The sequence below is a fragment of the Streptomyces sp. NPDC048566 genome, assembly GCF_043199735.1.
GTDB lineage: Bacteria > Actinomycetota > Actinomycetes > Streptomycetales > Streptomycetaceae > Streptomyces.
In genome coordinates this window covers 91,263-114,360 of the sequence record NZ_JBICWL010000013.1, presented here as the reverse complement: position 1 = coordinate 114,360, position 23,098 = coordinate 91,263, and the positions used below count along the sequence as shown (strand labels likewise).

General features: G+C 71.5%; 21 protein-coding genes and 1 riboswitch. Of the genes, 11 read left to right on the top strand and 10 right to left on the bottom strand.

Going from position 1 to position 23,098, the window contains the following annotated elements:
- Positions 1-49: 49 nt before the first annotated feature.
- From ACGFS9_RS20815 to ACGFS9_RS20795, 5 genes are all read right to left on the bottom strand, one after another.
- Complete coding sequence (locus tag ACGFS9_RS20815; protein WP_393255063.1) at positions 50-688, bottom strand: class F sortase; 639 nt, start codon at positions 686-688, stop codon at positions 50-52.
- Entirely contained in the window at positions 685-1,047 is a 363-nt protein-coding gene (locus ACGFS9_RS20810) for a sortase-dependent protein (RefSeq protein WP_393255062.1), read from the bottom strand. The genes ACGFS9_RS20815 and ACGFS9_RS20810 overlap by 4 nt, the downstream gene beginning before the upstream one ends.
- A 555-nt stretch (positions 1,048-1,602) precedes the next feature.
- On the bottom strand, positions 1,603-2,274 hold the full coding sequence (locus ACGFS9_RS20805) for a hypothetical protein (protein WP_393255061.1): 672 nt from the start codon (positions 2,272-2,274) through the stop codon (positions 1,603-1,605).
- A gap of 320 nt (positions 2,275-2,594) precedes the next feature.
- Complete coding sequence (locus tag ACGFS9_RS20800) at positions 2,595-3,785, bottom strand: spermidine/putrescine ABC transporter substrate-binding protein (RefSeq protein ID WP_393255059.1); 1,191 nt, start codon at positions 3,783-3,785, stop codon at positions 2,595-2,597.
- 274 nt (positions 3,786-4,059) lie between these two features.
- Positions 4,060-5,499, bottom strand: a complete 1,440-nt coding sequence (locus tag ACGFS9_RS20795) for a gamma-aminobutyraldehyde dehydrogenase (protein WP_393255057.1) — start codon at positions 5,497-5,499, stop codon at positions 4,060-4,062.
- A gap of 202 nt (positions 5,500-5,701) precedes the next feature.
- Here ACGFS9_RS20795 and ACGFS9_RS20790 point away from each other — a divergent pair, with 202 nt between their 5' ends.
- The 7 genes from ACGFS9_RS20790 to ACGFS9_RS20760 all read left to right on the top strand — a co-directional run bounded on the left by ACGFS9_RS20790 (position 5,702) and on the right by ACGFS9_RS20760 (position 12,621).
- On the top strand, positions 5,702-6,202 hold the full coding sequence (locus tag ACGFS9_RS20790) for an Lrp/AsnC family transcriptional regulator (protein ID WP_393255056.1): 501 nt from the start codon (positions 5,702-5,704) through the stop codon (positions 6,200-6,202).
- Positions 6,187-7,569, top strand: coding sequence for an aspartate aminotransferase family protein (locus ACGFS9_RS20785; RefSeq protein ID WP_393255055.1), 1,383 nt, complete (start codon positions 6,187-6,189; stop codon positions 7,567-7,569). Before ACGFS9_RS20790 ends, ACGFS9_RS20785 begins: the two co-directional genes overlap by 16 nt.
- A 240-nt stretch (positions 7,570-7,809) precedes the next feature.
- On the top strand, positions 7,810-8,547 hold the full coding sequence (locus ACGFS9_RS20780) for an ABC transporter ATP-binding protein (RefSeq protein ID WP_393255054.1): 738 nt from the start codon (positions 7,810-7,812) through the stop codon (positions 8,545-8,547).
- Positions 8,529-9,989: a hypothetical protein gene (locus tag ACGFS9_RS20775; RefSeq protein WP_393255052.1), complete on the top strand. Its 1,461-nt coding sequence runs from the start codon at positions 8,529-8,531 to the stop codon at positions 9,987-9,989. Before ACGFS9_RS20780 ends, ACGFS9_RS20775 begins: the two co-directional genes overlap by 19 nt.
- Positions 9,990-10,122: 133 nt before the next feature.
- Positions 10,123-10,530, top strand: coding sequence for a VOC family protein (locus ACGFS9_RS20770; protein ID WP_393255050.1), 408 nt, complete (start codon positions 10,123-10,125; stop codon positions 10,528-10,530).
- Between the two features lie 133 nt (positions 10,531-10,663).
- Complete coding sequence (locus ACGFS9_RS20765) at positions 10,664-11,779, top strand: LOG family protein (RefSeq protein ID WP_393255048.1); 1,116 nt, start codon at positions 10,664-10,666, stop codon at positions 11,777-11,779.
- A gap of 158 nt (positions 11,780-11,937) precedes the next feature.
- Positions 11,938-12,621: an LAETG motif-containing sortase-dependent surface protein gene (locus ACGFS9_RS20760; protein WP_393255047.1), complete on the top strand. Its 684-nt coding sequence runs from the start codon at positions 11,938-11,940 to the stop codon at positions 12,619-12,621.
- A 75-nt stretch (positions 12,622-12,696) separates the two neighbouring features.
- Here the strand turns inward: ACGFS9_RS20760 and ACGFS9_RS20755 are convergent, their stop codons facing one another.
- From ACGFS9_RS20755 to rlmN, 4 genes are all read right to left on the bottom strand, one after another.
- Positions 12,697-13,716, bottom strand: coding sequence for an ABC transporter ATP-binding protein (locus tag ACGFS9_RS20755; protein WP_393255046.1), 1,020 nt, complete (start codon positions 13,714-13,716; stop codon positions 12,697-12,699).
- A complete protein-coding gene (locus ACGFS9_RS20750) occupies positions 13,717-15,393 on the bottom strand; it encodes an ABC transporter permease (protein ID WP_393255045.1) in 1,677 nt (558 codons plus the stop codon).
- Positions 15,369-16,469, bottom strand: a complete 1,101-nt coding sequence (locus ACGFS9_RS20745) for a thiamine ABC transporter substrate binding subunit (protein ID WP_393255043.1) — start codon at positions 16,467-16,469, stop codon at positions 15,369-15,371. Before ACGFS9_RS20745 ends, ACGFS9_RS20750 begins: the two co-directional genes overlap by 25 nt.
- Positions 16,470-16,545: 76 nt before the next feature.
- A riboswitch (TPP riboswitch) is annotated at positions 16,546-16,651 on the bottom strand.
- Between the two features lie 39 nt (positions 16,652-16,690).
- Entirely contained in the window at positions 16,691-17,797 is a 1,107-nt protein-coding gene (gene rlmN, locus ACGFS9_RS20740; protein ID WP_393255041.1) for a 23S rRNA (adenine(2503)-C(2))-methyltransferase RlmN, read from the bottom strand.
- Positions 17,798-18,233: 436 nt separating this feature from the next.
- On the opposite strand from rlmN, the gene ACGFS9_RS20735 reads away from it, so the two are divergent.
- On the top strand, positions 18,234-18,746 hold the full coding sequence (locus tag ACGFS9_RS20735) for a hypothetical protein (protein WP_393255039.1): 513 nt from the start codon (positions 18,234-18,236) through the stop codon (positions 18,744-18,746).
- A gap of 1,174 nt (positions 18,747-19,920) precedes the next feature.
- On the opposite strand, the gene ACGFS9_RS20730 is transcribed toward ACGFS9_RS20735, so the two are convergent.
- A complete protein-coding gene (locus tag ACGFS9_RS20730) occupies positions 19,921-20,388 on the bottom strand; it encodes an NUDIX hydrolase (RefSeq protein WP_393255037.1) in 468 nt (155 codons plus the stop codon).
- Between the two features lie 18 nt (positions 20,389-20,406).
- Here ACGFS9_RS20730 and ACGFS9_RS20725 point away from each other — a divergent pair, with 18 nt between their 5' ends.
- The 3 genes from ACGFS9_RS20725 (at position 20,407) to ACGFS9_RS20715 (ending at position 23,037) form a co-directional block, all read left to right on the top strand.
- A complete protein-coding gene (locus ACGFS9_RS20725) occupies positions 20,407-21,186 on the top strand; it encodes a GntR family transcriptional regulator (protein WP_393255035.1) in 780 nt (259 codons plus the stop codon).
- A 139-nt stretch (positions 21,187-21,325) separates the two neighbouring features.
- Positions 21,326-21,679, top strand: a complete 354-nt coding sequence (locus tag ACGFS9_RS20720) for a hypothetical protein (RefSeq protein ID WP_356469403.1) — start codon at positions 21,326-21,328, stop codon at positions 21,677-21,679.
- A gap of 2 nt (positions 21,680-21,681) precedes the next feature.
- Entirely contained in the window at positions 21,682-23,037 is a 1,356-nt protein-coding gene (locus tag ACGFS9_RS20715; RefSeq protein ID WP_393255034.1) for an FtsK/SpoIIIE domain-containing protein, read from the top strand.
- Positions 23,038-23,098 lie beyond the last annotated feature (61 nt).

The following is a 23,098-nucleotide window of genomic DNA, read 5'->3' as shown; positions in this document are numbered from 1 at the left end:
GTGTCCCGGCCGGGCCCCGGCGGGACCCGGCCGTTCCGCGGCGGCCGCGTCAGGGGGCGCCGGAGCCGAGCGTCGCGAACACGATCACGTTGTCCGCGTAGCCGTCCCCGGTCCGGGCGCCGCCGCAGGTGATGAGCCGCAGCTCCGGCCGGTCCACGTCCCCGTACACCGCGTCCGAGGGGAACGCCGTCTTGGCGACGGTCCGTACGGAGCCGACCGTGAACACCGGCGCGCGGCCGTTCTCCAGGCGCACGTCGACGCGGTCCCCCCGGCGCAGCCGGGCGAGGTGCCGGAAGACTCCGTCCCCGTGGGCGCCGACCGTGACATGGCCGAGGATCACCGACGGCCCGGTCTGACCCGGCGTCGGCGAATGCCGGTACCAGCCCGCCTTGTCGTGGGCGACGACCGGCGGCACCTGCACCCCGCCGTCGGGCGCCAGCCCCAGTGCGAGGACGGCCGTGTCGACACCGATGGCGGGGATGCGCAGGCCGACGGGGACCGAACGGCCCAGCGCGCGGGGCGACTCGGCGGCGTGCGGGCCGGACGGCGTCGCGCCGCCCGGCAGGTCGACCGCGCCGCCGGCGGTGGCATGGGCGGCCGGCGCCCGGTGGTCCGCGGCGCCGTCGCAGCCCGCGAGGAGCCCGGCCAGCGCGGCGGCGGCGAAGGCGCGCCGGGAGAGGGCCGTCATGCTCCGGCGGACCGGCGCCGGCGCACGACGAGGACCGTCGCGCCCCCGAGGGCGAACGCAGCGGCGGCGCCTCCCCCGATCAGTCCGCCCCGGCCGGTCGACGCGGCGGGCTCCGCCACTCCGGTGTCGGGCGCCCCGCTCGGCCGGACGGGCACCTGGCGTGCGGCCGGCGCCCGGGTGGGCTCGGCGCTCGGCACGGCGGAGGCGGTCCGGCCCGGCGAGGACTCGGCCGGTGCCGGTGTGGCGGTGACGGTGGGCCGGGTCGAGGGGACCGGGGACGGCCCGTCGGCGAACGCGGGCACCGCGCTCGCCACCACGGCGGTCAGGGCAACTGCCGTGGCACTGATGACGGTTCGCATGAGTCGCTCTCCTTCGTCGGTCCGCCGTCCGTGCGGACGGGCGGACTGTGGTGCGGATCGAGCGGAGAGACGAGGCGGAACGCGAGCGGGTTGTAAAGAGCGGGCAAAGTCGACGAACGGCGGCCCGAACCCGGCCCGCACGTCCGGCGGGGTGGGCCGCCGTCGGGACGGCCGCCGAGCGTTGACTGCGCGCCTGGTGCGCGGGACGGGGCGGCGCGCGGGGTCACCGGATCGGCGCGCCGGGGACCTTCCGCCCGGGTTCCCCGGCCGGAGCAGCGGGGCCGCTCCCCCGCGCGCGGGACGCCCCGGACGGTGCCCGGCGAGGTCCCGCGTGCGGAGGAGCGGCCCGATCGGCGTGCCGTACGGCCTCCTCGGGGCCGGCGTCGCACCGGGCCCGGGACGAGCGCCGGTCCGGCAGAGAGGAGACGGCCCGCTTCCGGACCGTCGGGTCGATCCCGTCGCGCACGGTCTCGCCACCGCGGGACGTGCGCATCTCGCGCGCCGCGACGGCCGGGCCGGTGGGGGGCGTGCTCCTTCGACGGTGCTGTCGCCGGGTCAGTTGCTGCGGGCGGTGATGTCGCCCTGGGCGGTCGTCGCGCGAATGGTCAGACCGGGGGTGCCGTCCGTGTTCCTGAGCGCGTTGGCGATCCGGCCGTGGCCGGTGGCGGCGTCCAGGGAGGCGGAGGTCCCGCGGGCGGCGCCGACCGTGATGTCCCCCTGGAGCGTGCTCAGGGTGAGCGCGCCGCGGACCGCCTCGGTGACGGTGACGTGGCCCCGCTGGGTGCTGATCTCCGCTGGGCCGTTGAGCCGCCCGACGGTGATGTCCGCGTCGTGGCCGGACAGCCGGGCGCCGGCGGCCTCGTCGATCTTGATCAGGCGATGACCGCCCTCGCAGGCGACGTCGCCGAGGCGGCCGACCCCTCGGAACTCCGCGGCGGCGGCCCTCGCCTCGACGCGGGAGCCGACGGGGAGCTGGACGGTGATCTCGACGGCGCCGGGCCCGCCGCCCAGGAGGCGGTTCCCGGCCGGAGCCGCTTCGATGCGCAGCACGCCGTCGCCGAACGCGACGGTGACCTGCTCCGCGGCCTTCACGTCACGGCTCTTGGCGGCGTTCGCGGGCAGGACCTCCACGGTGACGTCCGCGCGGTCCGCGGCGATGAACTGGAGGCGCCCCGCCGGGATGCCGACGACGGCCGAGACGGGGGCGGACGTGGCGAACTTCTGCATCGTGCTCTCCTTCTGCGCGTCGCGCACCCCGACGGCCTGCGCTTTCCGACAGGAGAAACGCTACGTTGCCTTTCCTTGCCGGGCAAGGTGAAAGTCGCTCGTGAGCAAGGTTATTGCAGCCAGAGGCGGCCAAGTCATTGCAATGAAGCGCGGATAACGCAACACGTGCCCCTCTGGCGCGGTGCGACGGCACGCCGGTGAACGCTCCGCCCGTCCGGCCGTCGCCGCGGACGGGCGGGCACGCGGAAGGGGCGCCGGGGCCGCGGCGCCCCCGGGGTCCGGAGTCCGGAGCGGGAGCCGACGCCCGGTCGCCCCGCGCCTCACAGCCCGGCGATCGCGTTCCAGCGCTTGGCGAACTCCGTGCGTTCCGTGGAGGTGATGTCCCGGGCGATGGCGAGGCGCTTGCGCATGGACGCGTCCGGGAAGATCAGCGGGTCCTCGGCGAGCGCGGCGGTGTCCTTGTCCTTGGAGGAGGCGAGGACGTCCTGGGCGGCCGGGACCGGGCAGACGTAGTTCACCCAGGCGGCCAGCTCGGCGGCCACCTCCGGCTGGTAGTAGAAGTCGACGAGCTTCTCGGCGTTGGCCTTGTGGCGGGCCAGGTTGGGGATCATCAGCGACTCCGCCCACAGCTCGGCACCCTCCTCGGGCACGACGAAGCGGATGTCGGGATCGTCGGCCTGGAGCTGGATCACGTCACCGGAGTACGCCTGACAGGCCAGGACGTCACCGCTGGAGAGGTCCTTGATGTAGTCGTTGCCGGTGAAGCGGCGGATCTGGCCGCCGTGCACGCGCCGCTCGACCTGGTCGCAGATCCGGTGGAAGTCGTCCGCCGTCCACCGCGTGATGTCGACGCCGTTGCCCTGCATGAGCAGCGCGAACGCCTCGTCCAGCCCGGACAGCAGGGTGACCCGGCCCTTCAGGTCGGGCGCCCACAGGTCCGAGACGTGCCGGATCTCCCGCCCGACCCGGCGGCGGTTGTAGGCGATGCCGGTGATGCCCGACTGCCACGGCACGGTCGACCGGCGGCCGGGGTCGAAGGCGGGTGAACGCAGCAGCGGGTCCAGGTACCTGGCGACGTTGGGCTGGTTGGCCCGGTCCATCTCCTGGACCCAGCCGAGCCGGACGAAGCGCCCGCACATCCAGTCGCTGATGACGATGAGGTCGCGCCCCGTCCGCTGGTGGTTCATCAGCGACGGGCTGATCTTGCCGAAGAACTCGTCGTTGTCGTTGATCTCCTCGATGTACTCGACGGCGATGCCGGTGCGCTTCTCGAACGCCTCCAGCGTGGGCCGCCGCGACGGGTGGTCGTCGTCGGTGTCGATGTACAGCGGCCAGTTCGCCCAGGTCAACCGCTTGTCGGTGGCGGAGGCGTCGGTTCCGGCGCGGTCCCCGGGGCTCACGTACGCGGCGGGCACCCCGCAGCCGGCCAGAGCGCCGAGCGCGGCGCCTCCACCCAGGGCGCGCAGCAGGGACCGGCGGGACAGGGGCGAGGTGTTCCGAATCTCTGGCACGCCCGCAGCATGCCGCCCGCCCACCGCCCGGACAATGGACGCTGCGTCGAGCGGTGGTCCCACGAACCGACACCCTGTCGATCACGCGCGCCGCCCGCACCGGCGGCCTCGGCCGCCGCCCCCGTTCCCCCGCGGTCGCGGCCCGGCGCCGGCCCGTGCGGCGGGGCGGCGGCTGCGCGGCTCCACCAAGGCCCGCGGCCCCGGCGGGAGTGATCCCAACCGGGGCCGCGGGCCTTGGTGGAGCGCCGTGCCGGACGTGAGCCGGCGTCAGGCGTCAGGCGTCGAGCGACGTCATGACGTGCTTGATCCGGGTGTAGTCCTCGAAGCCGTAGCCGGAGAGGTCCTTGCCGTAGCCGGACTTCTTGAAGCCGCCGTGCGGCATCTCGGCGACCAGCGGGATGTGCGTGTTGATCCACACGCAGCCGAAGTCGAGCGCCTTGGACAGGCGCATCGCACGGCCGTGGTCCTTGGTCCACACCGAGGAGGCGAGCGCGTACTCGACGCCGTTGGCCCACTCGACGGCCTGGGCCTCGTCGGTGAAGGACTGGACGGTGATGACCGGGCCGAAGACCTCGTTCTGGATGATCTCGTCGTCCTGCTTGAGGCCGGAGACGACGGTCGGGGCGTAGAAGTAGCCCTTGTCGCCGACCTGCTTGCCGCCCGCCTCGACCTTGGCGTGCGCGGGCAGGCGCTCGATGAAGCCGGAGACCTGCTGGAGCTGGTTGGGGTTGTTCAGCGGGCCGTAGAGCACGTCCTCGTCGTCCGGCTGCCCCGTCTTCGTCTCGGCCGCGGCCTTGGCGAGGGCGGTGACGAACTCGTCGTGGATGGACTCCTGGACCAGGACGCGGGTGGCGGCCGTGCAGTCCTGTCCGGCGTTGAAGAAGCCGGCCACGGAGATGTCCTCGACGGCCTTGGCGATGTCGGTGTCCTCGAAGACGACGACCGGGGCCTTGCCGCCCAGCTCCAGGTGGACGCGCTTGAGGTCCCTGGAGGCCGACTCGGCGACCGACATGCCCGCGCGGACGGAACCGGTGATGGACGCCATCGCCGGAGTGGGGTGCTCGACCATCGCGCGGCCGGTGTCCCGGTCGCCGCAGACCACGTTGAAGACGCCCTTGGGCAGGATGCCGCCGATGATGTCGGCGATCAGCACGGTCGAGGCGGGGGTGGTGTCCGAGGGCTTGAGGACCACGGTGTTGCCCGCGGCGAGGGCCGGGGCGAACTTCCACACGGCCATCATCATCGGGTAGTTCCACGGAGCGACCTGGGCGCAGACGCCGATCGGCTCACGGCGGACGATCGAGGTGAGGCCCTCCATGTACTCGCCGGCCGAGCGGCCCTCCAGCATGCGGGCGGCGCCGGCGAAGAAGCGGATCTGGTCCACCATCGGCGGGATCTCCTCGGACCGGGTGAGTCCGATGGGCTTGCCGGTGTTCTCCACCTCGGCGGCGATGAGCTCCTCGGCCCGCTCCTCGAACGCGTCCGCGATCTTCAGCAGCGCCTTCTGGCGCTCGCCGGGGGTCTGGTCGCGCCAGGCGGGGAAGGCCGCGGCGGCGGCGGCCATCGCGGCGTCGACGTCCGCCTCACGGGAGAGCGGCGCGGTCGCGTACGCCTCGCCGGTCGCGGGGTTGACCACCTCCGTGGTCCCTCCATCGGCGGCATCGCGGAATTCTCCGTCGATGTAATTGCGCAGACGACGCAGCTCGGTGCTCACTGCCCGGCCCTCCTGTCGGATGTCCAACGACCCAGGTGTCCAGTACCTGAGATGCCTGGGCTCCACCCTAATCCGTGGCTCGACGTTTTCAACACCCCCGCTCGCCCCAGAACTGCGAAATCCGCACGACACGTCGCCGTAAACAACGAATTTCATCGCCCGAGCCTTGCGCAACTGTCGAGACGTCGTGCAGAGTGACCCCGTGGTCAGTCGAAGTGCGGAACCCAGGGACTCCCGCGAGTCCAGGAACGGCAGCCCTCAGCTGGATGCCGTCTCCCTCGCCATCATCGAGCAGTTGCAGCAGGACGGGCGGCGCCCCTACGCCGCGATCGGCAAGGCCGTGGGCCTGTCCGAGGCCGCCGTGCGCCAGCGCGTCCAGAAGCTGCTCGACCAGGGCGTGATGCAGATCGTCGCCGTCACGGACCCGCTCACCGTGGGCTTCCGCCGGCAGGCGATGGTGGGCGTCACCGTGGAGGGCGACCTCGATCCGGTGGCGGAGGCACTGACTGCCATGTCGGAAGTCGAGTACGTGGTGATGACCGCGGGCTCGTTCGACATCCTCGCCGAGATCGTATGCGAGGACGACGACCACCTGCTGGACGTCATCAACAAACGCATCCGGGCCCTGCCCGGCGTGCGCTCCACCGAGAGCTTCGTCTATCTGAAGCTCAAGAAGCAGACCTACATGTGGGGAACCCGATAGCCGTGAGCACCAAGGACCTCAGCAAGACCGCGTACGACCACCTGTGGATGCACTTCACCCGCATGTCCTCGTACGAGAACGCGCCCGTTCCCACCATCGTCAAGGGTGAGGGCACCTACATCTACGACGACAAGGGCAAGAAGTACCTCGACGGTCTCGCGGGCCTGTTCGTCGTCCAGGCCGGCCACGGCCGCCGGGAACTCGCCGAGGTGGCCGCAAAGCAGGCCGCCGACCTGGCCTTCTTCCCCATCTGGTCCTACGCCCACCCCGCGGCCGTGGAGCTGGCCGAGCGCCTCGCCCACCACGCGCCGGGCGACCTGAACAAGGTCTTCTTCACCACCGGCGGCGGCGAGGCCGTCGAGACCGCGTGGAAGCTGGCGAAGCAGTACCACAAGCTCACCGGCAACCACACGAAGTACAAGGTCATCTCGCGCGCGGTCGCCTACCACGGCACCCCGCAGGGCGCCCTGTCCATCACCGGTCTGCCCGCGCTGAAGGCCCCCTTCGAGCCGCTCGTCCCGGGCGCGCACAAGGTGCCGAACACCAACATCTACCGCGCCCCGATCCACGGCGACGACCCCGAGGCGTTCGGCCGCTGGGCCGCCGACCAGATCGAGCAGGAGATCCTCTTCGAGGGCCCCGAGACCGTCGCCGCGGTCTTCCTGGAGCCGGTGCAGAACGCGGGCGGCTGCTTCCCGCCGCCGCCCGGGTACTTCCAGCGGGTGCGCGAGATCTGCGACCGCTACGACGTCCTGCTCGTCTCCGACGAGGTCATCTGCGCCTTCGGCCGCCTGGGCACCTACTTCGCGTGCGACAAGTTCGGCTACGTGCCGGACATCATCACCTGCGCCAAGGGCATGACCTCCGGCTACTCCCCGATCGGCGCCGCGATCGTCTCGGACCGCATCGCCGAGCCGTTCTACCGGGGCGACAACACCTTCCTGCACGGCTACACCTTCGGCGGCCACCCGGTCTCCGCGGCCGTCGGCCTCGCCAACCTCGACCTCTTCGAGCGCGAGGGCCTCAACCAGCACGTGCTGGACAACGAGGCGAACTTCCTGAAGACCCTGCAGAAGCTGCACGACCTGCCGATCGTCGGCGACGTCCGCGGCAACGGCTTCTTCTACGGCATCGAGCTGGTGAAGGACAAGGCCACCAAGGAGACGTTCACCGACGAGGAGTCGGAGCGCGTGCTCTACGGCTTCGTGTCCAAGAAGCTGTTCGAGTACGGCCTGTACTGCCGCGCCGACGACCGCGGTGACCCGGTCATCCAGCTGTCGCCGCCGCTGATCTCCGACCAGTCGACCTTCGACGAGATCGAGGGGATCATCCGTCAGGTGCTGACGGAGGCGTGGACGAAGCTCTGATCCGGCCGCCGCAGCGCCCCACCCGGGCGCTTCCGTACGGCTGATCAACACCGGCCCCGGCGCCACCCGTTCGAGTGAGAATGGGCGGCCCGGGGCCGCGTGCTGTCCGGCCTCCCGAGTGCGACTCCCTAGCGTGCGCAGTGACCGATCGGCCCTGCCTTCGTTCCCCCGTCCGGGGGACCGGGCGGCCTCGACGAGGCCGCCGGGCACGGCACATCAGATCCGAACGAGGTGTACGCGATGGTGGCCCCGCCTGACAACGACGTGCTCTGGGCACGCGCCCTGCACGTCAAGCACAACGGATCGCCCGCGCTGAGCGGTGTCTCGCTCGGCGTCCGGGAGGGCGAGATCCTCGCCGTCGGCGGCCCTCGCGGCAGCGGCAAGACGACCCTCCTGCAGTGTCTGTCCGGCCAGCTGCTGCCCCAGGGCGGCGAGGTCTGGTTCAACAGCTCGCCCGTCCACACCCTCGGGCCGGTCGCGCGGGAACGGCTGCGCCGCGACCGGTTCGGCTGGATCGACCCGGCACCGGTCCTGGTCCCCGAGCTGAACGCCTGGGAGAACACCGCCCTCCCGCTCATGCTGCGCGGCTGCGCCCGCCGCGCCGCCAAGACCGCCGCCCTGGAGTGGCTGGAGCGCCTCGACATCGGCGGCTGCGCCCGCAAGCGCCCCCACGCCCTGCTCCAGGCGGAGCGCCAGCGCGTCGCCATCGCCCGCGCCCTCGCCCCCTCCCCCACGGTCCTGTTCGCCGACGAGCCGACCGCGCCCCTGCACCGCGCCGACCGCGCCCACGTGCTGCGCACGCTGACCACGGCGGCCCGCTCGCACGGCATCACCGTCGTCCTCGCCACCCACGACGCCGACACCGCCGCCCTCGCCGACCGGACGGTGTCCCTGCTCGACGGACGGCGCGTGAACACCGTCCACCTCCCGCCGGTCACCGAGACGGAAGGCCGGGCCGCGTGCTCGCTCTCCGCCTAGCCCGCGCGGGCAGCCCCCTCGTCCAGCTCCGCCGGCTCCTGGTCGCCGCCGCCTCCGCGGGCACCGGGTTCCTGCTGCTGTGCACCCTGGGGTACGCGATGAGCCACCCGGACGCCTCGGCCGCCGGCGCGCTGCGCCTGGCCTGGTGCGTCGTCCCCCTCGCCGCCACCGTCTACTTCGCCCTCGCGGTCGCCCGCACCGACCCCGGCACCAGACCCCGGCCCGGACTGTCCGCGGTCGGCCTGGGCCCGGGCCGGCTGATGGCGGTCTCCGCCCTCACCACCGCCCTGTCGACCCTGCTCGGCTCGGCCCTCGCCCTGCTGCTCTTCCTCCAGCTGCGCGGCGACCTGACGGGCGTCCCGTCCGCCGGCACGGCGGCCGAGTTCCTCGCGGTGGACCAGGAACTGCCGCTGCCGGCCGCGCTGACCCTGCTCGCCCTGGTGCCGCTGGCCGCCTCCGCGGCCGCCGCGCTGGCCCTGCGCCCGCGGGACGGCCGCGGGCGGCAGGCCGCACGGGCCTACGGGCTGACCTGGCTGTCGGCGCGACAGGGCGCGGTCGCCGGAGCCCGCCCGCGCCCCGCGGCGCCCGGCACGGACGCGGAAGGTCCCGTCCTACTCGGCACCGCTCCTACGGACGCCGCCGCACCGTCCTGGCCGTCGCCCGCGGACGGCGGCGCCGACGCCCACCGCCCGGCCGCCGCACCCGCGGCGGCGCGAGTCGGCGCGCAGGACCGGTCGGGCTCGGCCGACCGGTACGGCGGCGGAACGGCCGCCGCGCCCTCGGGCACAGAGGCGGTCCCCGGCCCGGTCCCCGGCGCCCGCACACTGCCCGCCGGCACCGTGCCGAACGGTCTGCCCTGGGGCGCGGCAGCGGTCGCCGCCGGGCTCGCCGTCGAGACGTACGCGAGCCGTTCGGGACCGGCGCCGGCCCTGGCGATGCCCGGCGGCTTCGCCGGCGGCCCGGCCGGGGTGCTGGCGGGCTGGGTGCTGACGGCGGTCGGGCTCGCCCTCGCGGGACCCGCCATCACCTCTCTGTGCGGACGGCTGCTCCAGGCGGTGCGGCCGGGCGCCGTGCGGCTGCTGGCCGGCCGGGTGCTCCAGGCGGAGGCGCGGCGCGTCGGACAGCCGCTGGGCGTGGTGTGCGCGGTGGCGTCGGGCGCGTTCGCCATGACGGCGCTGTACACCGGTTCCCGGCCCGCGTTCGGTCCGCTCACCACGCTGGGGGCCCTGCTCGTCGCCGGGTGCACGCTGCTCACGCTCGTCACGGCCGCCGTGGAGGCGAAGCAGGACCGCGCGGACACCACGGCCGCCCTGCTGCGGCTGGGCGCGCCCGCCGCCACACTGCGCGGGGCGGCGGCGCTGCGGGTCGCCGCACTGTTCGCCGCGTTCGCTCCACTGACCTGGGCGGTCGCCGAGCTGGCCGCGCTGCCGCTGATCGACTGACCGGCGGGCCGGCCGCGGACCGCCACGGAGGCCCGAAGAATGTTCCGCGCGGTGCGATGAGTTCCGCGCGGACCTCCGGTCAACCCCTCGAACGGCACGACGCCACCGGCCCACCGCGAACGGGAGACCCCGCATGTACCAGCAGATGATCTTCGTGAACCTGCCCGTGTCCGACGTGGACACCTCGAAGAAGTTCTTCACGGAGCTCGGCTACACGATCAACCCGCAGTTCTCCACCGACGACTGCGCCTGCGTCGTCATCAGCGACACCATCGTCGCGATGATGCTCGGCAAGGAGCGCTACGCGGACTTCACGACGAAGCGGATCGCGGACGCGACCACGACCAGCGAGGTCCTGCTCTGCCTGAGCGCGGAGAGCCGGGAGAAGGTCGACGAACTGGTCGACCGCGCGATCGCCGCGGGTGGTTCGGCGACCGGGCAGACCCAGGACCAGGGATTCATGTACGGCCGGGCGTTCGACGACCCGGACGGCCACACCTGGGAGGTCATGTGGATGGACCCGGCGGCGGTGCAGGGCTGACGGCCCTCTCCCACCCGGTGCGGGTCCCGGGGCCGGAGCGCGGTACAGGGGTCCGCGCACCGGCCCCGCCGCCGTTCCCGGGCCTCGTCCGGGGCCCCCTCGGAGGCCGGACGGCACGCCCTAGCATGGCCGCGTGCAGCCGACTCCTCCTCACGCATCCCCCGACCGCGAGATCGAGACCCTCGCCGAGTTCGACGCGGCCGTCTCCTCGGACGGCGGACTCGCCGGATTCCGCCTCCAGGCGCTCGATCTGACGGACCGTACGCAGGCCCTGCTGGGGGCGGACACCTCGGACGCCGTCTTCCTGGGCTGCTCGATGAGCCCGGCCGCGGCGGCGAAGGTCCGCGCCTCGGGCGCCCTGGTCTTCCCGCCCGTTCCCGGGCTTCCCCTCGACCCCTACCGGGGCCGCCTGTACTCGCCCGCGGAACTCTTCGACTCACTCGACGACGGCTACGAGTCGACGCCGGACGCTCTCGCCTACGCCTGGTTCCGGAAGACCAGGGACGACGGCGACATCCTCGCCTCCACGGTCCGCGCCATCCACGACGACTCCGTCTCCGACGCGCTCGACGAACTCCTCGCCGGCGCGCGGGTGGTGGGCGTGATGGGCGGGCACGCGATGGCCCGCGGCACCGAGGAGTACGCGGGGGCGGCACGGCTCGGGCGGGAACTGGCCCGCTCCGGGCTCGTGGTGGCCACCGGCGGAGGGCCGGGCGCCATGGAGGCGGCCAACCTCGGCGCGTACGCGGCCCCGTTCGACGACGGCATGCTCGACGAGGCCCTCGGCATTCTCGCCGGGGCGCCCTCCTTCACCCGGTCCGTCGGCGGCTGGGCGCGCGCGGCCTTCGCGGTGCGCGAGCGGTGGCCCGGCGGAGGGGACTCGGTGGGCATCCCCACCTGGTTCTACGGCCACGAACCGCCGAACGCCTTCGCCGCGCACATAGCCAAGTACTTCGCCAACGCCACGCGGGAGGAGGGCCTGTTGGCCCGCTCGAACGCCGGCGTGGTGTTCCTGCCGGGTGCCGCGGGGACCGTTCAGGAGATCTTCGACAACGCGACGCCGAACTACTACGAGTCGCGGGGCGAGCCCACGCCGATGGTCCTCGTGGACCGGGTCCACTGGACCGAGCGGTTCCCCGCCTGGCCCCTGCTCCGATCCCTGGCGCGGGGGCGGTCGATGGAGTCCCGGATCGCTCTGGTGGACCGGATCGATGACGCTCCGCAGGCGCTCAAACACCTGGCCGGTTAATGTCTCGGTAAAGCCAACGGCCGTGTCCCCTCTACGCATTGACAGCCTCAGGCGACGCTTATAAACCTGTGAAACTCGTGGGGGTGCTGTTGCCACCGAACGAAGCGCAGCAAATCCCCCGACACCCCCCGCAGTTGCGCAACCTGTGAAGGGCAATCGTGTCCATATCTCGACGCACCGCACGTACCGTGCGCATCCTCGGCGTTGCCTCCGCCTCCGCCGCGCTCGCGCTCGGCGTGGCCGGCAACGCACTCGCCTGCAACATCCGTGACTTCTCGGCCGTCGCCACCTGCGACAACGGGAAGGGCAGCATCACCGTGACCGACATCGACGCCTCCGGCAAGGAGGCGACCGTCACGGTCTACCTGGAGTCCAACGGCGCCGACGAGAAGAAGGTCGGCAGCCAGACGGTCAAGGGCACCCGCAAGGGCGCCACCGTCACGTTCTCGGAGGACTGGGCCCCCGAGGCGCAGTACCGCATCCACGTCGACGTCCCGGGCCTCGTCAACGCCGACGTCTCCCCGACGCTCACCACCTCCGCCGAGGGCTGCGCCTCGCCGTCCCCGTCGCCGTCCGGGACCCCGGAGCCGTCGACGACGCCGCAGCCGAGCGAGACCCCCTCGGAATCGGCGCCCCCGTCGTCCGAGGAGAGCAGCAGCACCGCTCCCGCGGCGCCGGGCGACAACGCCCCGTCGGCGGCGGCCGGTGAGTCCAACCTCGCCGAGACCGGCGCGAACTCCAGCACCCCGATGATCGCCGGGATCGCCGGCGCGCTCGTCGTCGTCGGTGGCGGAGCGGTGTTCTTCGGCATGCGCCGCCGCGGCGCCTCGAAGACCGACTGACCCACCCCGCAGAGCCGTGTGGCCCGCCTCCCGCCCGGAGGCGGGCCACACGGCCTTCCGGCCCGGCCCGGGCTCTCAGCCGAGCAGCACGACCTCGGCGGGGTCGAACTCCACCCCGACCACGTCGCCCGGCTCCGGGGCCTCCCGCAGCGCGCAGGCCGCCTCCAGCTCCGGCGCGTCCCGCGGCCGGAGCCGTACGGCGACGTGCGTGCCGCGGAAGGTCCGCGCCGTGACGGTGCAGCGCAGCCCGTACTCCGGGGCCACGAGCCGTACCCCGGCGGGCCGTACGAGCAGCGACCCGGGGCCCTGGGCGCTGCCCTCGGGCACCGGGACCTTCCCCCAGGGGGTGTCGGCGGCCTCGGCGCCGACCGCCGCCGGCACCACGTTGTCGAAGCCGAGGAAGCGGGCCACGAAGGCGTCCGCGGGCCGCTGCCAGACCTCCAGCGGCGTACCCGACTGCGCGATCCGTCCGTCCCGCATCACCACCACACGGTCCGCGAGCGCGAACGCCTCCCCCTGGTCGTGCGTGACGGCGAGCACGGTGGTCCCCAACGCCTCGAAAAGGCCGCGGAGTTCGACGACGAGCCGCTCGCGGAGCGAGCGGTCGAGCTGGCCGAGGGGCTCGTCGAGCATCAGCAGGCGGGGCCGCGGAGCGAGCGCGCGGGCCAGCGCGACGCGCTGCTGCTCGCCCCCGGAGAGCGAGGCGACGGCCCGGTCGCGGGCGCCGGGCAGTCCGACGAGGTCGAGCAACTCCGCCACCCGGGACGCCTGTTCACGCTTCGGCGTGCCGTGCATGCGCAGCCCGAAGGCGACGTTGCCGCCCACGTCCCGCTGCGGGAACAGCTGGTGGTCCTGGAACATCAGGCCGACGCCCCGCCGGTGCGCGGGCACCCCCGCCTGGTCGCGGCCGTCCAGCGTCACGCCGCCCGAGTCCAGCGGCTGAAGGCCGGCGACGGCCCGCAGCAGCGTGGACTTGCCGCTGCCGCTCGGCCCGAGGACGCACACGGTCTCGTGCTCGGCGACGTCGAGGTCGACCGCGTCGAGCACGGCCCGCCCGCCGAGTCGTACGGTCGCGCCCCTGAGGCTCAGCAGCATCTAGAACTCCCCGGTCCGGTCGGTGCGTACCCGTTCCAGCAGCAGCAGCGCGACCGCGCACACCACCATCAGGATGGTCGAGAGGGCCATCGCCTGGCCGTAGTTGAGATCGCCGGCGCGCCCCAGCAGCCGGGCCACCGCGACCGGCAGCGTCGGGTTGTCGGGCCGCGCGATGAAGACCGTCGCCCCGAACTCGCCGAGCGAGACGGCGAACGCGAACCCGGCGGCGATCAGCAGGGCGCGGCGCACCATCGGCAGGTCGACCTCGCGCCAGACCCGCCACGGGGACGCCCCGAGCACGGCCGCGGCCTCGCGCAGCCGCCCGTCGACCGCCCGCAGCACGGGCAGCATCGTGCGGACGACGAAGGGGACTCCGACGAGCGCCTGCGCCAGCGGCACCAGGATCCAGCTGCTCCGCAGGTCCAGCGGTGGCTCGTCCAGGGCGATCAGGAAGCCGAACCCCACCGTCACCGCGGAGACGCCGAGCGGCAGCATCAGCAGCGCGTCGAGGCCCCGGACCAGCCGTCCGGCGCGGCGGGTCAGCGCCGCCGCGGCCAGGGCGCCGATCAGCACCGCGATCGCGGTGGCGGCGAGGGCGTACTCCAGCGAGTTGCCGACGGCGGTGATCGGGGCGACGAGGAAGGTGCCCCCGTCGTCGTGGGCCAGCGCACGGTAGTAGCCGAGGTCCGGGGCGTCCAGTGAGCGCTGGACGAGGACGGCGAGGGGCAGCACGAGGAGGACGGCGATGCTCGCCAGCACCCCGGTGAGCATCGCCCACTGCCCCGCGCCGCGCGGCCTGCGCGCCGTCGTCCGCGCGGACACCAGCCGCAGCGCGCTCTCGCGGCGGCGGACGGTCGCGGCGTGCACCGCGAGGATCGCCCCGACCGCCGCGAACTGCACGAGGGTGAGCACCGCCGCCGTCCCGAGGTCGAAGATCTCGGAGGTCTGCCGGTAGATCTCGACCTCCAGGGTCGAGAAGGCGGGGCCGCCGAGGATCTGCACCACGCCGAACGAGGTGAAGGTGAAGAGGAAGACCATGAGGGCGGCGGCGGCCACGGCCGGGGCGAGGGCCGGGAGCGTCACCCTGCGCCAGGCGGCGAGGCGGGAGGCGCCCAGCATCCGGGCGGCCTCCTCCTGGCGCGGGTCGAGCTGCGACCAGAGGCCGCCCACGGTCCGCACCACGACCGCGTAGTTGAAGAAGACGTGCGCGAGCAGGATCGCCCACACCGTGGTGTCCAGGCGGACGCCCCACAGCTCGTCGAGGAGTCCGCCCCGGCCGACGAGCGCGAGGAACGCCGTGCCCACGACGACGGTCGGCAGGACGAAGGGCACGGTCACCACGGCCCGCAGGACCTGCTTTCCGGGGAAGTCCAGGCGCGCCAGGACGTAGGCGCCGGGCAGCGCGACCAGCAGGGTGAGCGCCGTGGAGGCCAGCGCCTGCCAGGTGGTGAACCACAGCACGTGCCGGATGTCGGGCCGGGCCGCCACGTCCACGATGCGGCCGAACCGCCAGCCACCGTCGCCGTGGAGCCCGCGCGCGACGATCGCGCTCACGGGATAGGCGAAGAACACCGCGAAGAACGCGACGGGCAGGGCCATCAGGCCGAGCCGCGCCGCGTTCCGCCGGCGGGCCGCGCGCGGGGCGCCCTCGGCTACTTGAGGACGAGCGAGGTCCACGACGTGACCCACTGGTCGCGGTCGGCGGCGATCTTCGCGGGAGCCAGCGTGTGGGGGTCCTTGGCCTGCGGTCCGAACTCCGTGAACTCCTCGGGCACCCGCGCGGTGCCGGTGACCGGGTACACGAACATGTTGAGCGGCATGTCCTCCTGGAACTCCTTGGTGAGCAGGAAGTCCAGGAGCGCCTTGCCGCCCTCGCTGTTCCCGGCGTTGCTCAGCAGGCCGGCGTACTCGACCTGGCGGAAGCAGGTGCCGTCCACGACGCCGGTGGGAGCAGTGTCGGGCCTGGGGTCGGCGTAGACGACCTCGGCGGGCGGCGACGAGGCGTAGGAGACGACGAGGGGACGGTCCCCCTTGGCCTTCCGGCCGCCCGCGGACCCGGAGAACTCGTCGTTGTAGGCCTGCTCCCAGCCGTCCACGACCTTCACGCCGTTGGCCTTGAGCTTCTTCCAGTAGCCCTGCCACCCGTCGTCGCCGTACTGCGCCGCGGTGCCGAGCAGGAAGCCGAGGCCGGGCGAGGAGGTCGAGGCGTTCTCGGTGACGAGGAGGTCCTTGTAGGCGGGCTTGACCAGGTCGTCGAAGGACCGCGGCGGCGCGAGGTGGTGCTTCGCGAAGTACGCCTTGTCGTAGTTGACGCAGATGTCGCCCGAGTCGACCGGCGTGACGCGGTGCTTGTCCCCGTCCACGCGGTACCGGTCGGCGATCCCGGCGGAGCCCTTCGCCTCGTAGGACTGGAACAGCCCGTTGTCGAGGGCCCGGCTCAGCAGGGTGTTGTCCACGCCGAAGAAGACGTCGCCCTGCGGGTTGTCCTTGGTCAGGATGGCCTTGTTGACCGCCTGCCCGGCGTCGCCGTCCTTCAGGACGCGGACCGTGTACCCGGACCGCTTCTCGAAGTCGGCGAGCACGTTCTTGGAGACGGCCCACGAGTCGTGGGTGACGAGCGTGACGGTCTTCTTCCCGCCCGAGGCGCCGGCGTCGGCGTCGGACGAGCCGCACGCCGACAGCACGGGCAGGGTGACGAGGCTCAGCCCGACGGCCGTGGCCGCGAGCCGCCTGCTGCTGGTGATGGTGCTCACTGATTCCTCCTGGGTGACCAGGAGAAGACGCGGCCCTGCCCGGGACCTCTGACGGTTCCCGGGCAGGGCGCAACAGCTTGAGTGATGACCGAACTTCCTACCCAGAATGACCTGGGCAAGGTTCAGAGGGTCTGCGGTCTGTCCCGCACTCTCAGCGCTGTGGCGCTCCCCTGTCGGAATATGAAGTTGACTGATGCCGGTTGGCCGTGACGGTTATCAGACTACCGCTCGGTCGCGGCGAGCTGACCGCACGCCCCGTCGATCTCCTGACCGCGGGTGTCCCGGACGGTGACCGGCACGCCGTGGGCCGCGATGGCCGCGACGAACGCCTTCTCGTCCTCGGGCCGCGAGGCCGTCCACTTCGACCCCGGGGTCGGGTTCAGCGGGATGAGGTTGACGTGGACCGGCTTGCCCTTGAGCATCCGGCCGAGCCGGTCGCCGCGCCACGCCTGGTCGTTGATGTCGCGGATCAGGGCGTACTCGATGGACAGGCGCCGCCCGGACTTCGCGGCGTACTCCCATCCGGCGTCGAGCACCTCGCGAACCTTCCACCGGGTGTTCACGGGGACGAGGGTGTCGCGCAGCTCGTCGTCCGGGGCGTGCAGGGAGATCGCCAGCCGGCACTTGAGGCCCTCGTCGGCGAAGCGGTTGATGGCCGGCACCAGACCCACGGTCGAGACGGTGATGCCGCGCTGCGAGAGGCCGAGGCCGTCCGGCTCCGGGTCGGTCAGGGCGCGGATCGCGCCGACCACCCGCTTGTAGTTGGCCAGCGGCTCGCCCATGCCCATGAAGACGATGTTGCTGAGCCGGGCCGGGCCGCCGGGGATCTCGCCGTCGCGCAGCGCCCGCATCCCGTCGACGATCTGGTGCACGATCTCGCCGGTCGACAGGTTCCGGTCGAGCCCGGCCTGTCCCGTGGCGCAGAAGGGGCAGTTCATCCCGCAGCCCGCCTGCGAGCTGATGCACATGGTCACCCGGTCCGGGTAGCGCATCAGGACGGACTCGACGAGCGTGCCGTCGAAGAGCCGCCACAGCGTCTTGCGGGTGGTGTCCTGGTCGGTGGACAGGTGCCGGACGACCGTCATCAGCTCCGGAAGCAGCGCCTCCTGGAGCCTTCCGCGCGAGGCGGCCGGGATGTCCGTCCACTGCTCGGGGTCGTGGGCGTACCGGGCGAAGTAGTGCTGTGAGAGCTGCTTGGCGCGAAACGGCTTCTCACCGATCGCGGCAACCGCCTCCTTGCGCTCGGCGGGCGTGAGATCGGCGAGGTGCCGCGGCGGCTTCTTGGCTCCGCGCGGCGCGACAAAGGTGAGTTCTCCGGGCTTCGGCATAACCCCACCAGTGTCGCAGATCCAATCGGGTGACCTGCGGCTCAAGGTCTGGGGGCCTGTCGCTGGCGGTCGCCATCTGTCGTTGCCGATCCGCCTCGCACGGCCCACAGACGGCCCAGGCGGTCGTCCGTCCTTCTTCTGTGGCTCGCACGGTACGACGTCAGACCAATCAACCGACGTGCACCAATGATCAACAGCAGTTCGAACACTTAGCCACAGCGTTCAACGAACTCCAAGTTCCACGTTGATTCATAGAGTGTTTGTTCGATGCGTGCGGTTCGATTAATTTGCCTGTTTTCTCCTGTATGACACTTTTGCTTGCTACATTCCAAGGTCAAGAGGTCTCTGAGTTAGGTAATCCTCGGCTGACTCCCACGTTGAGCGTTCAGAAGTTGCCACGCGTTCGTCGCGTTCAGATGTGCTAACCTTCGGGATCATGGCAGAGGACCAAGCACTTCGGGACGCATTGGGGGTGGCGCAGCGGCAACTCCTGGAGGCGGAGACTGAACTCCGTGAAGTACAGGAGCGCGTGCGCAACCTGCGGTCCGTCGTGTACGGACTCAAGCAGATCTTTGAGCCGGGGGATGCGGGACGTGTGACCGACTCCGTCGGCGCCGACTCAAGCGAGCCTCGCGCCAAGCGCAGGCGGGGCCACGGAGCGGAGGGGGCGGTAACCGCCTCGGTGCGACGGGCCGTACAACTCCTGACAGAAGCCGGCCGTCCGATGCGGATGTCCGAGATCACCGAAGAGTGGCAGAACCGGGGATGGGTCAACCCGGACTGGAAGGCGCCGAAATCGGCTATCAACATGATCTTCCAGCGCGCCCTGAAGGTAGGGCTTGTGGGCCGTATGCCCGACCGCTCGTGGGTCCTACGAACGGACGTGACACAGGCTGACGGCCCCACCGACGGTCAGGCCCCGCTTTTCCAAGGGGGCGAGGACCATTAAGTGGCTCCGTCCGGTACTGCTACCGGGGCACCCACACCGCTCCGCACTCCATGCAGTGAGGTTGGCCGGCGTACCCGGAAATGGTGCCGTCCTGGCGAAGGCACACGGCTCCCTGCTGCGAGCTGTTCGGCACTCGCAATTCGAACCAGCCACTGCCGCACGAACAGGTAGCGGAGCCGTTGTCGGGTTGGGACGCGGCCCTCCGTGCACTCAGGTCAACGACGCTCATAAGTCAACTCACAGAGAGGAGACCTTCGCATGACGCGAAGGCACGGGCCGATCGGCCCGAACGGAGAGTGGAAGACCGGTCAGCGAGTCCCGGCGAACGGTGACTACACGGACCAGTACGGAGTGACCACGACGCACGACGCGGGGGCCACGTTTCCGCCGTGCATCGGCCGTAAGGGCGAGTGCGCCTACCGGACGCTCAGCCAAGCGCGTACTGCCTAGCCGAGACGCTTGATGGTTGCCGCCATCTAGCGTCAGTTTTTCCCTTGAGGGGTGTAGGGCCACTGGCCTTGCACCCCTCTCCCTTTGCTCTTACGGCCGTGCACTAAGCCGTCCGGAGGAAGTGCTATTGGAACCGATCACGGCGCCTCTGTCCAGAGGGCCAGCCCCGCCTCATCCGAACGAATAGCGGTAGACACACGGTCAGCGTACGACGTGACCTCAGGCGATTGCGACTCGGCCCTCCTTTCTTCACAGGCGAAGAGCATTCCTTGTCACCCGACTCAGTGACGGCCGGTACAGAAGCCCACACACCTCAATCCCCCCAGCTCCCATCCCGTCTGCCGTCGGCCCACACACCGTGGAGCGGGCGTGGTTCAGGGCGTCCAGGTGGAGCGCGCCACTGTACGAACGACCTGGACGCCCTGGGCCGCGTCTGCTCGGCTCTGCCTGGGTCGACGGCAGACGGGATGGGAGCACCCCCGCGCACGCCACCGTCCGCCGGCACTCGCGAACGGCGCCCCCGCCATCTCGGAGCCTGAGCGCCCCCGCCGGAGGCTGTTCTGACCGTTGCCACTTCTCCACGCTGATACCCCGCCCAGCCCCGTGGGCGCGCGTCGGCGCAGCGCGGGCGGAGCGGGCCGAAGGCAGGAGCGGCGCCCGGCGCGGAGCCGGGAGCGCGCCCGGCGGAGCGGAGCGCAGCCGGCTTGATGAAGTAGGGAAAGTTCTACCGCACTGCGATCAGGCTCTTGCCGTCATGGCTCCGCACGTGAGGCCCGTTGCCGTCCAAGGCGTCCAGGAGCCGGATCGCGAAGACCTCGGCCATGCGTTCGCTGACCTCTTCGGGTGTGAGCCAGTCGACCGCGGTTGATTCGCTGGACGTGCGTTCCGTGCCGCCGGAGGGCTTGCAGCGGAAGACCAGGGCGACGATGCCCCTGGTGGTGTTCTTGTAGACCCCGGTGAGCTGGTCCACCTCGACGTGGATGCCCGTCTCCTCGAATACCTCTCGGGCGACGCCGGCCTCGGGGGTCTCGTCGAGTTCGAGTACGCCGCCGGGAAGTTCCCAAGTGCCGTTGTCCGCACGGCGGATCGCCAGGAGTCGGCCGTCTTCGCCGATGACCACTCCGGCTACGGACACGGAGTGGAGCGGCGTTGACTCGCCTTCCTGGGCACTGTTACTCATGTGCAGGAGCATAGGAGGAAGAGAAGGACTATGGGAACAGCAGTAGGAGGTGAGCGGTCCGTACCTCGCTACGTACAGATCGCCGACGAAATCGTGCAGCAGATCCGGGCCGGTGTCATCGAGCCTGGCGACATGGTGCCCAGTGAGTCCGAGCTGATCGACCGCTACGGCGTTTCAGGCGGCACGATCCGCAAGGCCATGGTCGAGGTGCGTGCGAGCGGGCTCGTCGAAACACGGCACGGCAAGGGATCGATCGTGAAGGATCGGCCGCCCGTGCGCCATCGGTCCTCTGACCGCTTCCGGCGCTCCCTTCGGCAGGGTGGCAAGGCTGCCTATCTCGCCGAGTCCGCGCAGTCCGGCGCCACGGCCAAGGTGAGCGTCCTCTACATCGGGCCGATGGAGGCCCCGGAGGATGCCGCGGAGCGACTGGGCGTCCCCGCCGGCACTCAGGTGCTCGCCCGGCGACGGCTCTACTTCCGCAACGGCACGCCCGTCGAAACGGCGACGTCGTACCTGCCGTGGGACGTCGTGAAGGACATCCCCGAGCTGTTCGCCGAGAACCCCGGCGGTGGCGGCATCTACGCCCGACTCGAAGACCACGGGCACGAGTTCGAGGAGTTCGTCGAGACCCTGCAAGGCCGGCCGGCCTCCAAGGCGGAGTCCTCGGAGCTGGCCCTCAGCCCCGGCGCCCCGGTCATCCACCTGATCCGTGAGGCCCGTACGACCGAGGGCCGCGTGGTCGAGGTCTGCGACACGCTCATGGCCGCTGACCAGTTCGTTTTCGAGTATCGGATTCCGGCCGTCGACTGACGCGTCCTCAACTCCCCGCAGCCCGTCGCGAGTTCTTCTTCGCGGCGGGTTGACTCATATACAGGAGTCATGCACTCTTCTTCATGTCACTCCTATACATGAGTGACAGAGTCCAGCCTCTATAGAGGAGTGAATTGCTGTGCGTCAGATTCCCGTCGACACCACGAACGCGACCGTGATGGTCGCCAAGGCTCCGCAGCCGAAGGTCAAGGACCGCCGAACCGGTGAGATCGCCCTCGACAAGGACGGCGTCACCCTGATGACGGTGGAGGTCATGTTCTCCACGCCGGACGAGGTGGAGATCCTCAAGCTCACCGTTCCGGCGCCGGGCGTCTCCGAGGACCTGGCCATGGGCACTCCCGTCGCGCTCACGGGCCTGGTCGCCTCGGCGTGGGAGAACGAGTTCAACGGCCAGAAGCGGCACGGGATCGCCTTCCGTGCGGTCGCCGTCACCTCGCTCGCCGCCGCTGGCTCGGCGTCCAAGGCGGCCTGATCATGAAGGTCTTAGCCGTCGCGCTGGTGCTCGTCGTCGCTGCCGCAGTGATCCTGCGGTGGCGGCGCCCCGCCTGGTACTGGCTGGCCTTCGGTGCCGCCTTCGCCATCGGGCGGGTGCTGGTCAACTACACCTCGGTGATGGACGCGTGCAGGCTGACCGTCCCGCCCTCGCGCTGGCGCCTGGCCCTCGCCCGCATCGCCAACCGACCCGTTCCGGAGTCCCGCGCCCCGCGCATCCTGCGCCTGCGCCCCACCCGGACCGGACTGGTCCTCCGCCTCAAACTCCGTCCCGGACAGGACGCCTTCGACGTCTCAGCCGCCACAGACCGGTTACGCCACTCCTTCGCCATGTACGGCGTGACCTCACGTGAGCTGCGCTCGGGTGTGGTCGAGGTGCGGATGACGGGCTACGACGTCCTCAAACGGGTCCACATGCCCGCCAAGACCGACCCCGCTCCGATGCGCGTCCCGGTCGCACTGCGCGAAGACGGGGCGGTGCACTACCGGGACTACCGGGCCGTCCCGCACGGTCTGATCCTCGGGGCGACGGAGTCCGGGAAATCCGTCTTCCAGCGCAACCTGGTCGTCGGACTCGCACCGCTGGACGTCGCGCTGGTCGGCATCGACTGCAAGCAGGGAGTCGAACTCTTCCCGCTGGCCCGCCGGTTCTCCGCGCTCGCTGACAACCCGGACGCTGCCCTCGACCTGCTCGAAGCCCTCGTCACTCACATGGGAGACGTCTACCAACTGATCCGGGCTGAGCAGCGGATCACGGTGAACGTCCCGGACGCGGAGATCGCCTCCGACATCTGGGACCTCCCCAACCACCTGCGCCCGGTACCGATCGTGGTCTTGGTGGACGAGGTCGCCGAACTGGCCCTGTTCGCCTCCAAGGACGAGGAGAAGCGGCGGGACCGGATCATCACCGCCTTGGTCCGGCTCGCCCAGCTCGGCCGGGCCGCCGGCATCTATCTGGAGATCTGCGGGCAGCGCTTCGGCTCCGAACTCGGCAAGGGCATCACGATGCTGCGGGCCCAGCTCACCGGCCGCACCGCCCACCGCGTCAACGACGAATCCTCCGCCAACATGGCCTTCGGCGACATCGCCCCCGACGCCGTCCTCGCCGCCATCCAGATCCCCACCGAGACCCCCGGCATCGCCGTCACCGGCGACTCCTCCGGCGGCTGGGCCCGCATCCGCGCCCCGCACACCTCACTGCGCCAGGCCGTGAACATCTGCAACCGGTACGCCGACCGCACCCCGGACGTCCCCGCGCTCGCGCCCTTCAGGCCCGTCGTCGGGTCCCTAGCCCCGGCCTCCGAGCCGCTCGCCAAGACCGCTCCCGCGACCGCCTGATACCTCCCGCTCCTCGGCCGGCGTGACCGTCTCGCGCCAGGTCCCTACCCCCTCCATGCCT

Coding starts and splice junctions, on each gene's coding strand:
- rlmN (WP_393255041.1), bottom strand. CDS start 17,797: ATGCCGAAGCCCGGAGAACTCACCTTTGTCGCGCCGCGCGGAGCCAAG.
- ACGFS9_RS20810 (WP_393255062.1), bottom strand. CDS start 1,047: ATGCGAACCGTCATCAGTGCCACGGCAGTTGCCCTGACCGCCGTGGTG.
- ACGFS9_RS20715 (WP_393255034.1), top strand. CDS start 21,682: ATGAAGGTCTTAGCCGTCGCGCTGGTGCTCGTCGTCGCTGCCGCAGTG.
- ACGFS9_RS20770 (WP_393255050.1), top strand. CDS start 10,123: ATGTACCAGCAGATGATCTTCGTGAACCTGCCCGTGTCCGACGTGGAC.
- ACGFS9_RS20755 (WP_393255046.1), bottom strand. CDS start 13,716: ATGCTGCTGAGCCTCAGGGGCGCGACCGTACGACTCGGCGGGCGGGCC.
- ACGFS9_RS20725 (WP_393255035.1), top strand. CDS start 20,407: ATGGGAACAGCAGTAGGAGGTGAGCGGTCCGTACCTCGCTACGTACAG.
- ACGFS9_RS20730 (WP_393255037.1), bottom strand. CDS start 20,388: ATGCTCCTGCACATGAGTAACAGTGCCCAGGAAGGCGAGTCAACGCCG.
- ACGFS9_RS20805 (WP_393255061.1), bottom strand. CDS start 2,274: ATGCAGAAGTTCGCCACGTCCGCCCCCGTCTCGGCCGTCGTCGGCATC.
- ACGFS9_RS20735 (WP_393255039.1), top strand. CDS start 18,234: ATGGCAGAGGACCAAGCACTTCGGGACGCATTGGGGGTGGCGCAGCGG.
- ACGFS9_RS20815 (WP_393255063.1), bottom strand. CDS start 688: ATGACGGCCCTCTCCCGGCGCGCCTTCGCCGCCGCCGCGCTGGCCGGG.
- ACGFS9_RS20780 (WP_393255054.1), top strand. CDS start 7,810: ATGGTGGCCCCGCCTGACAACGACGTGCTCTGGGCACGCGCCCTGCAC.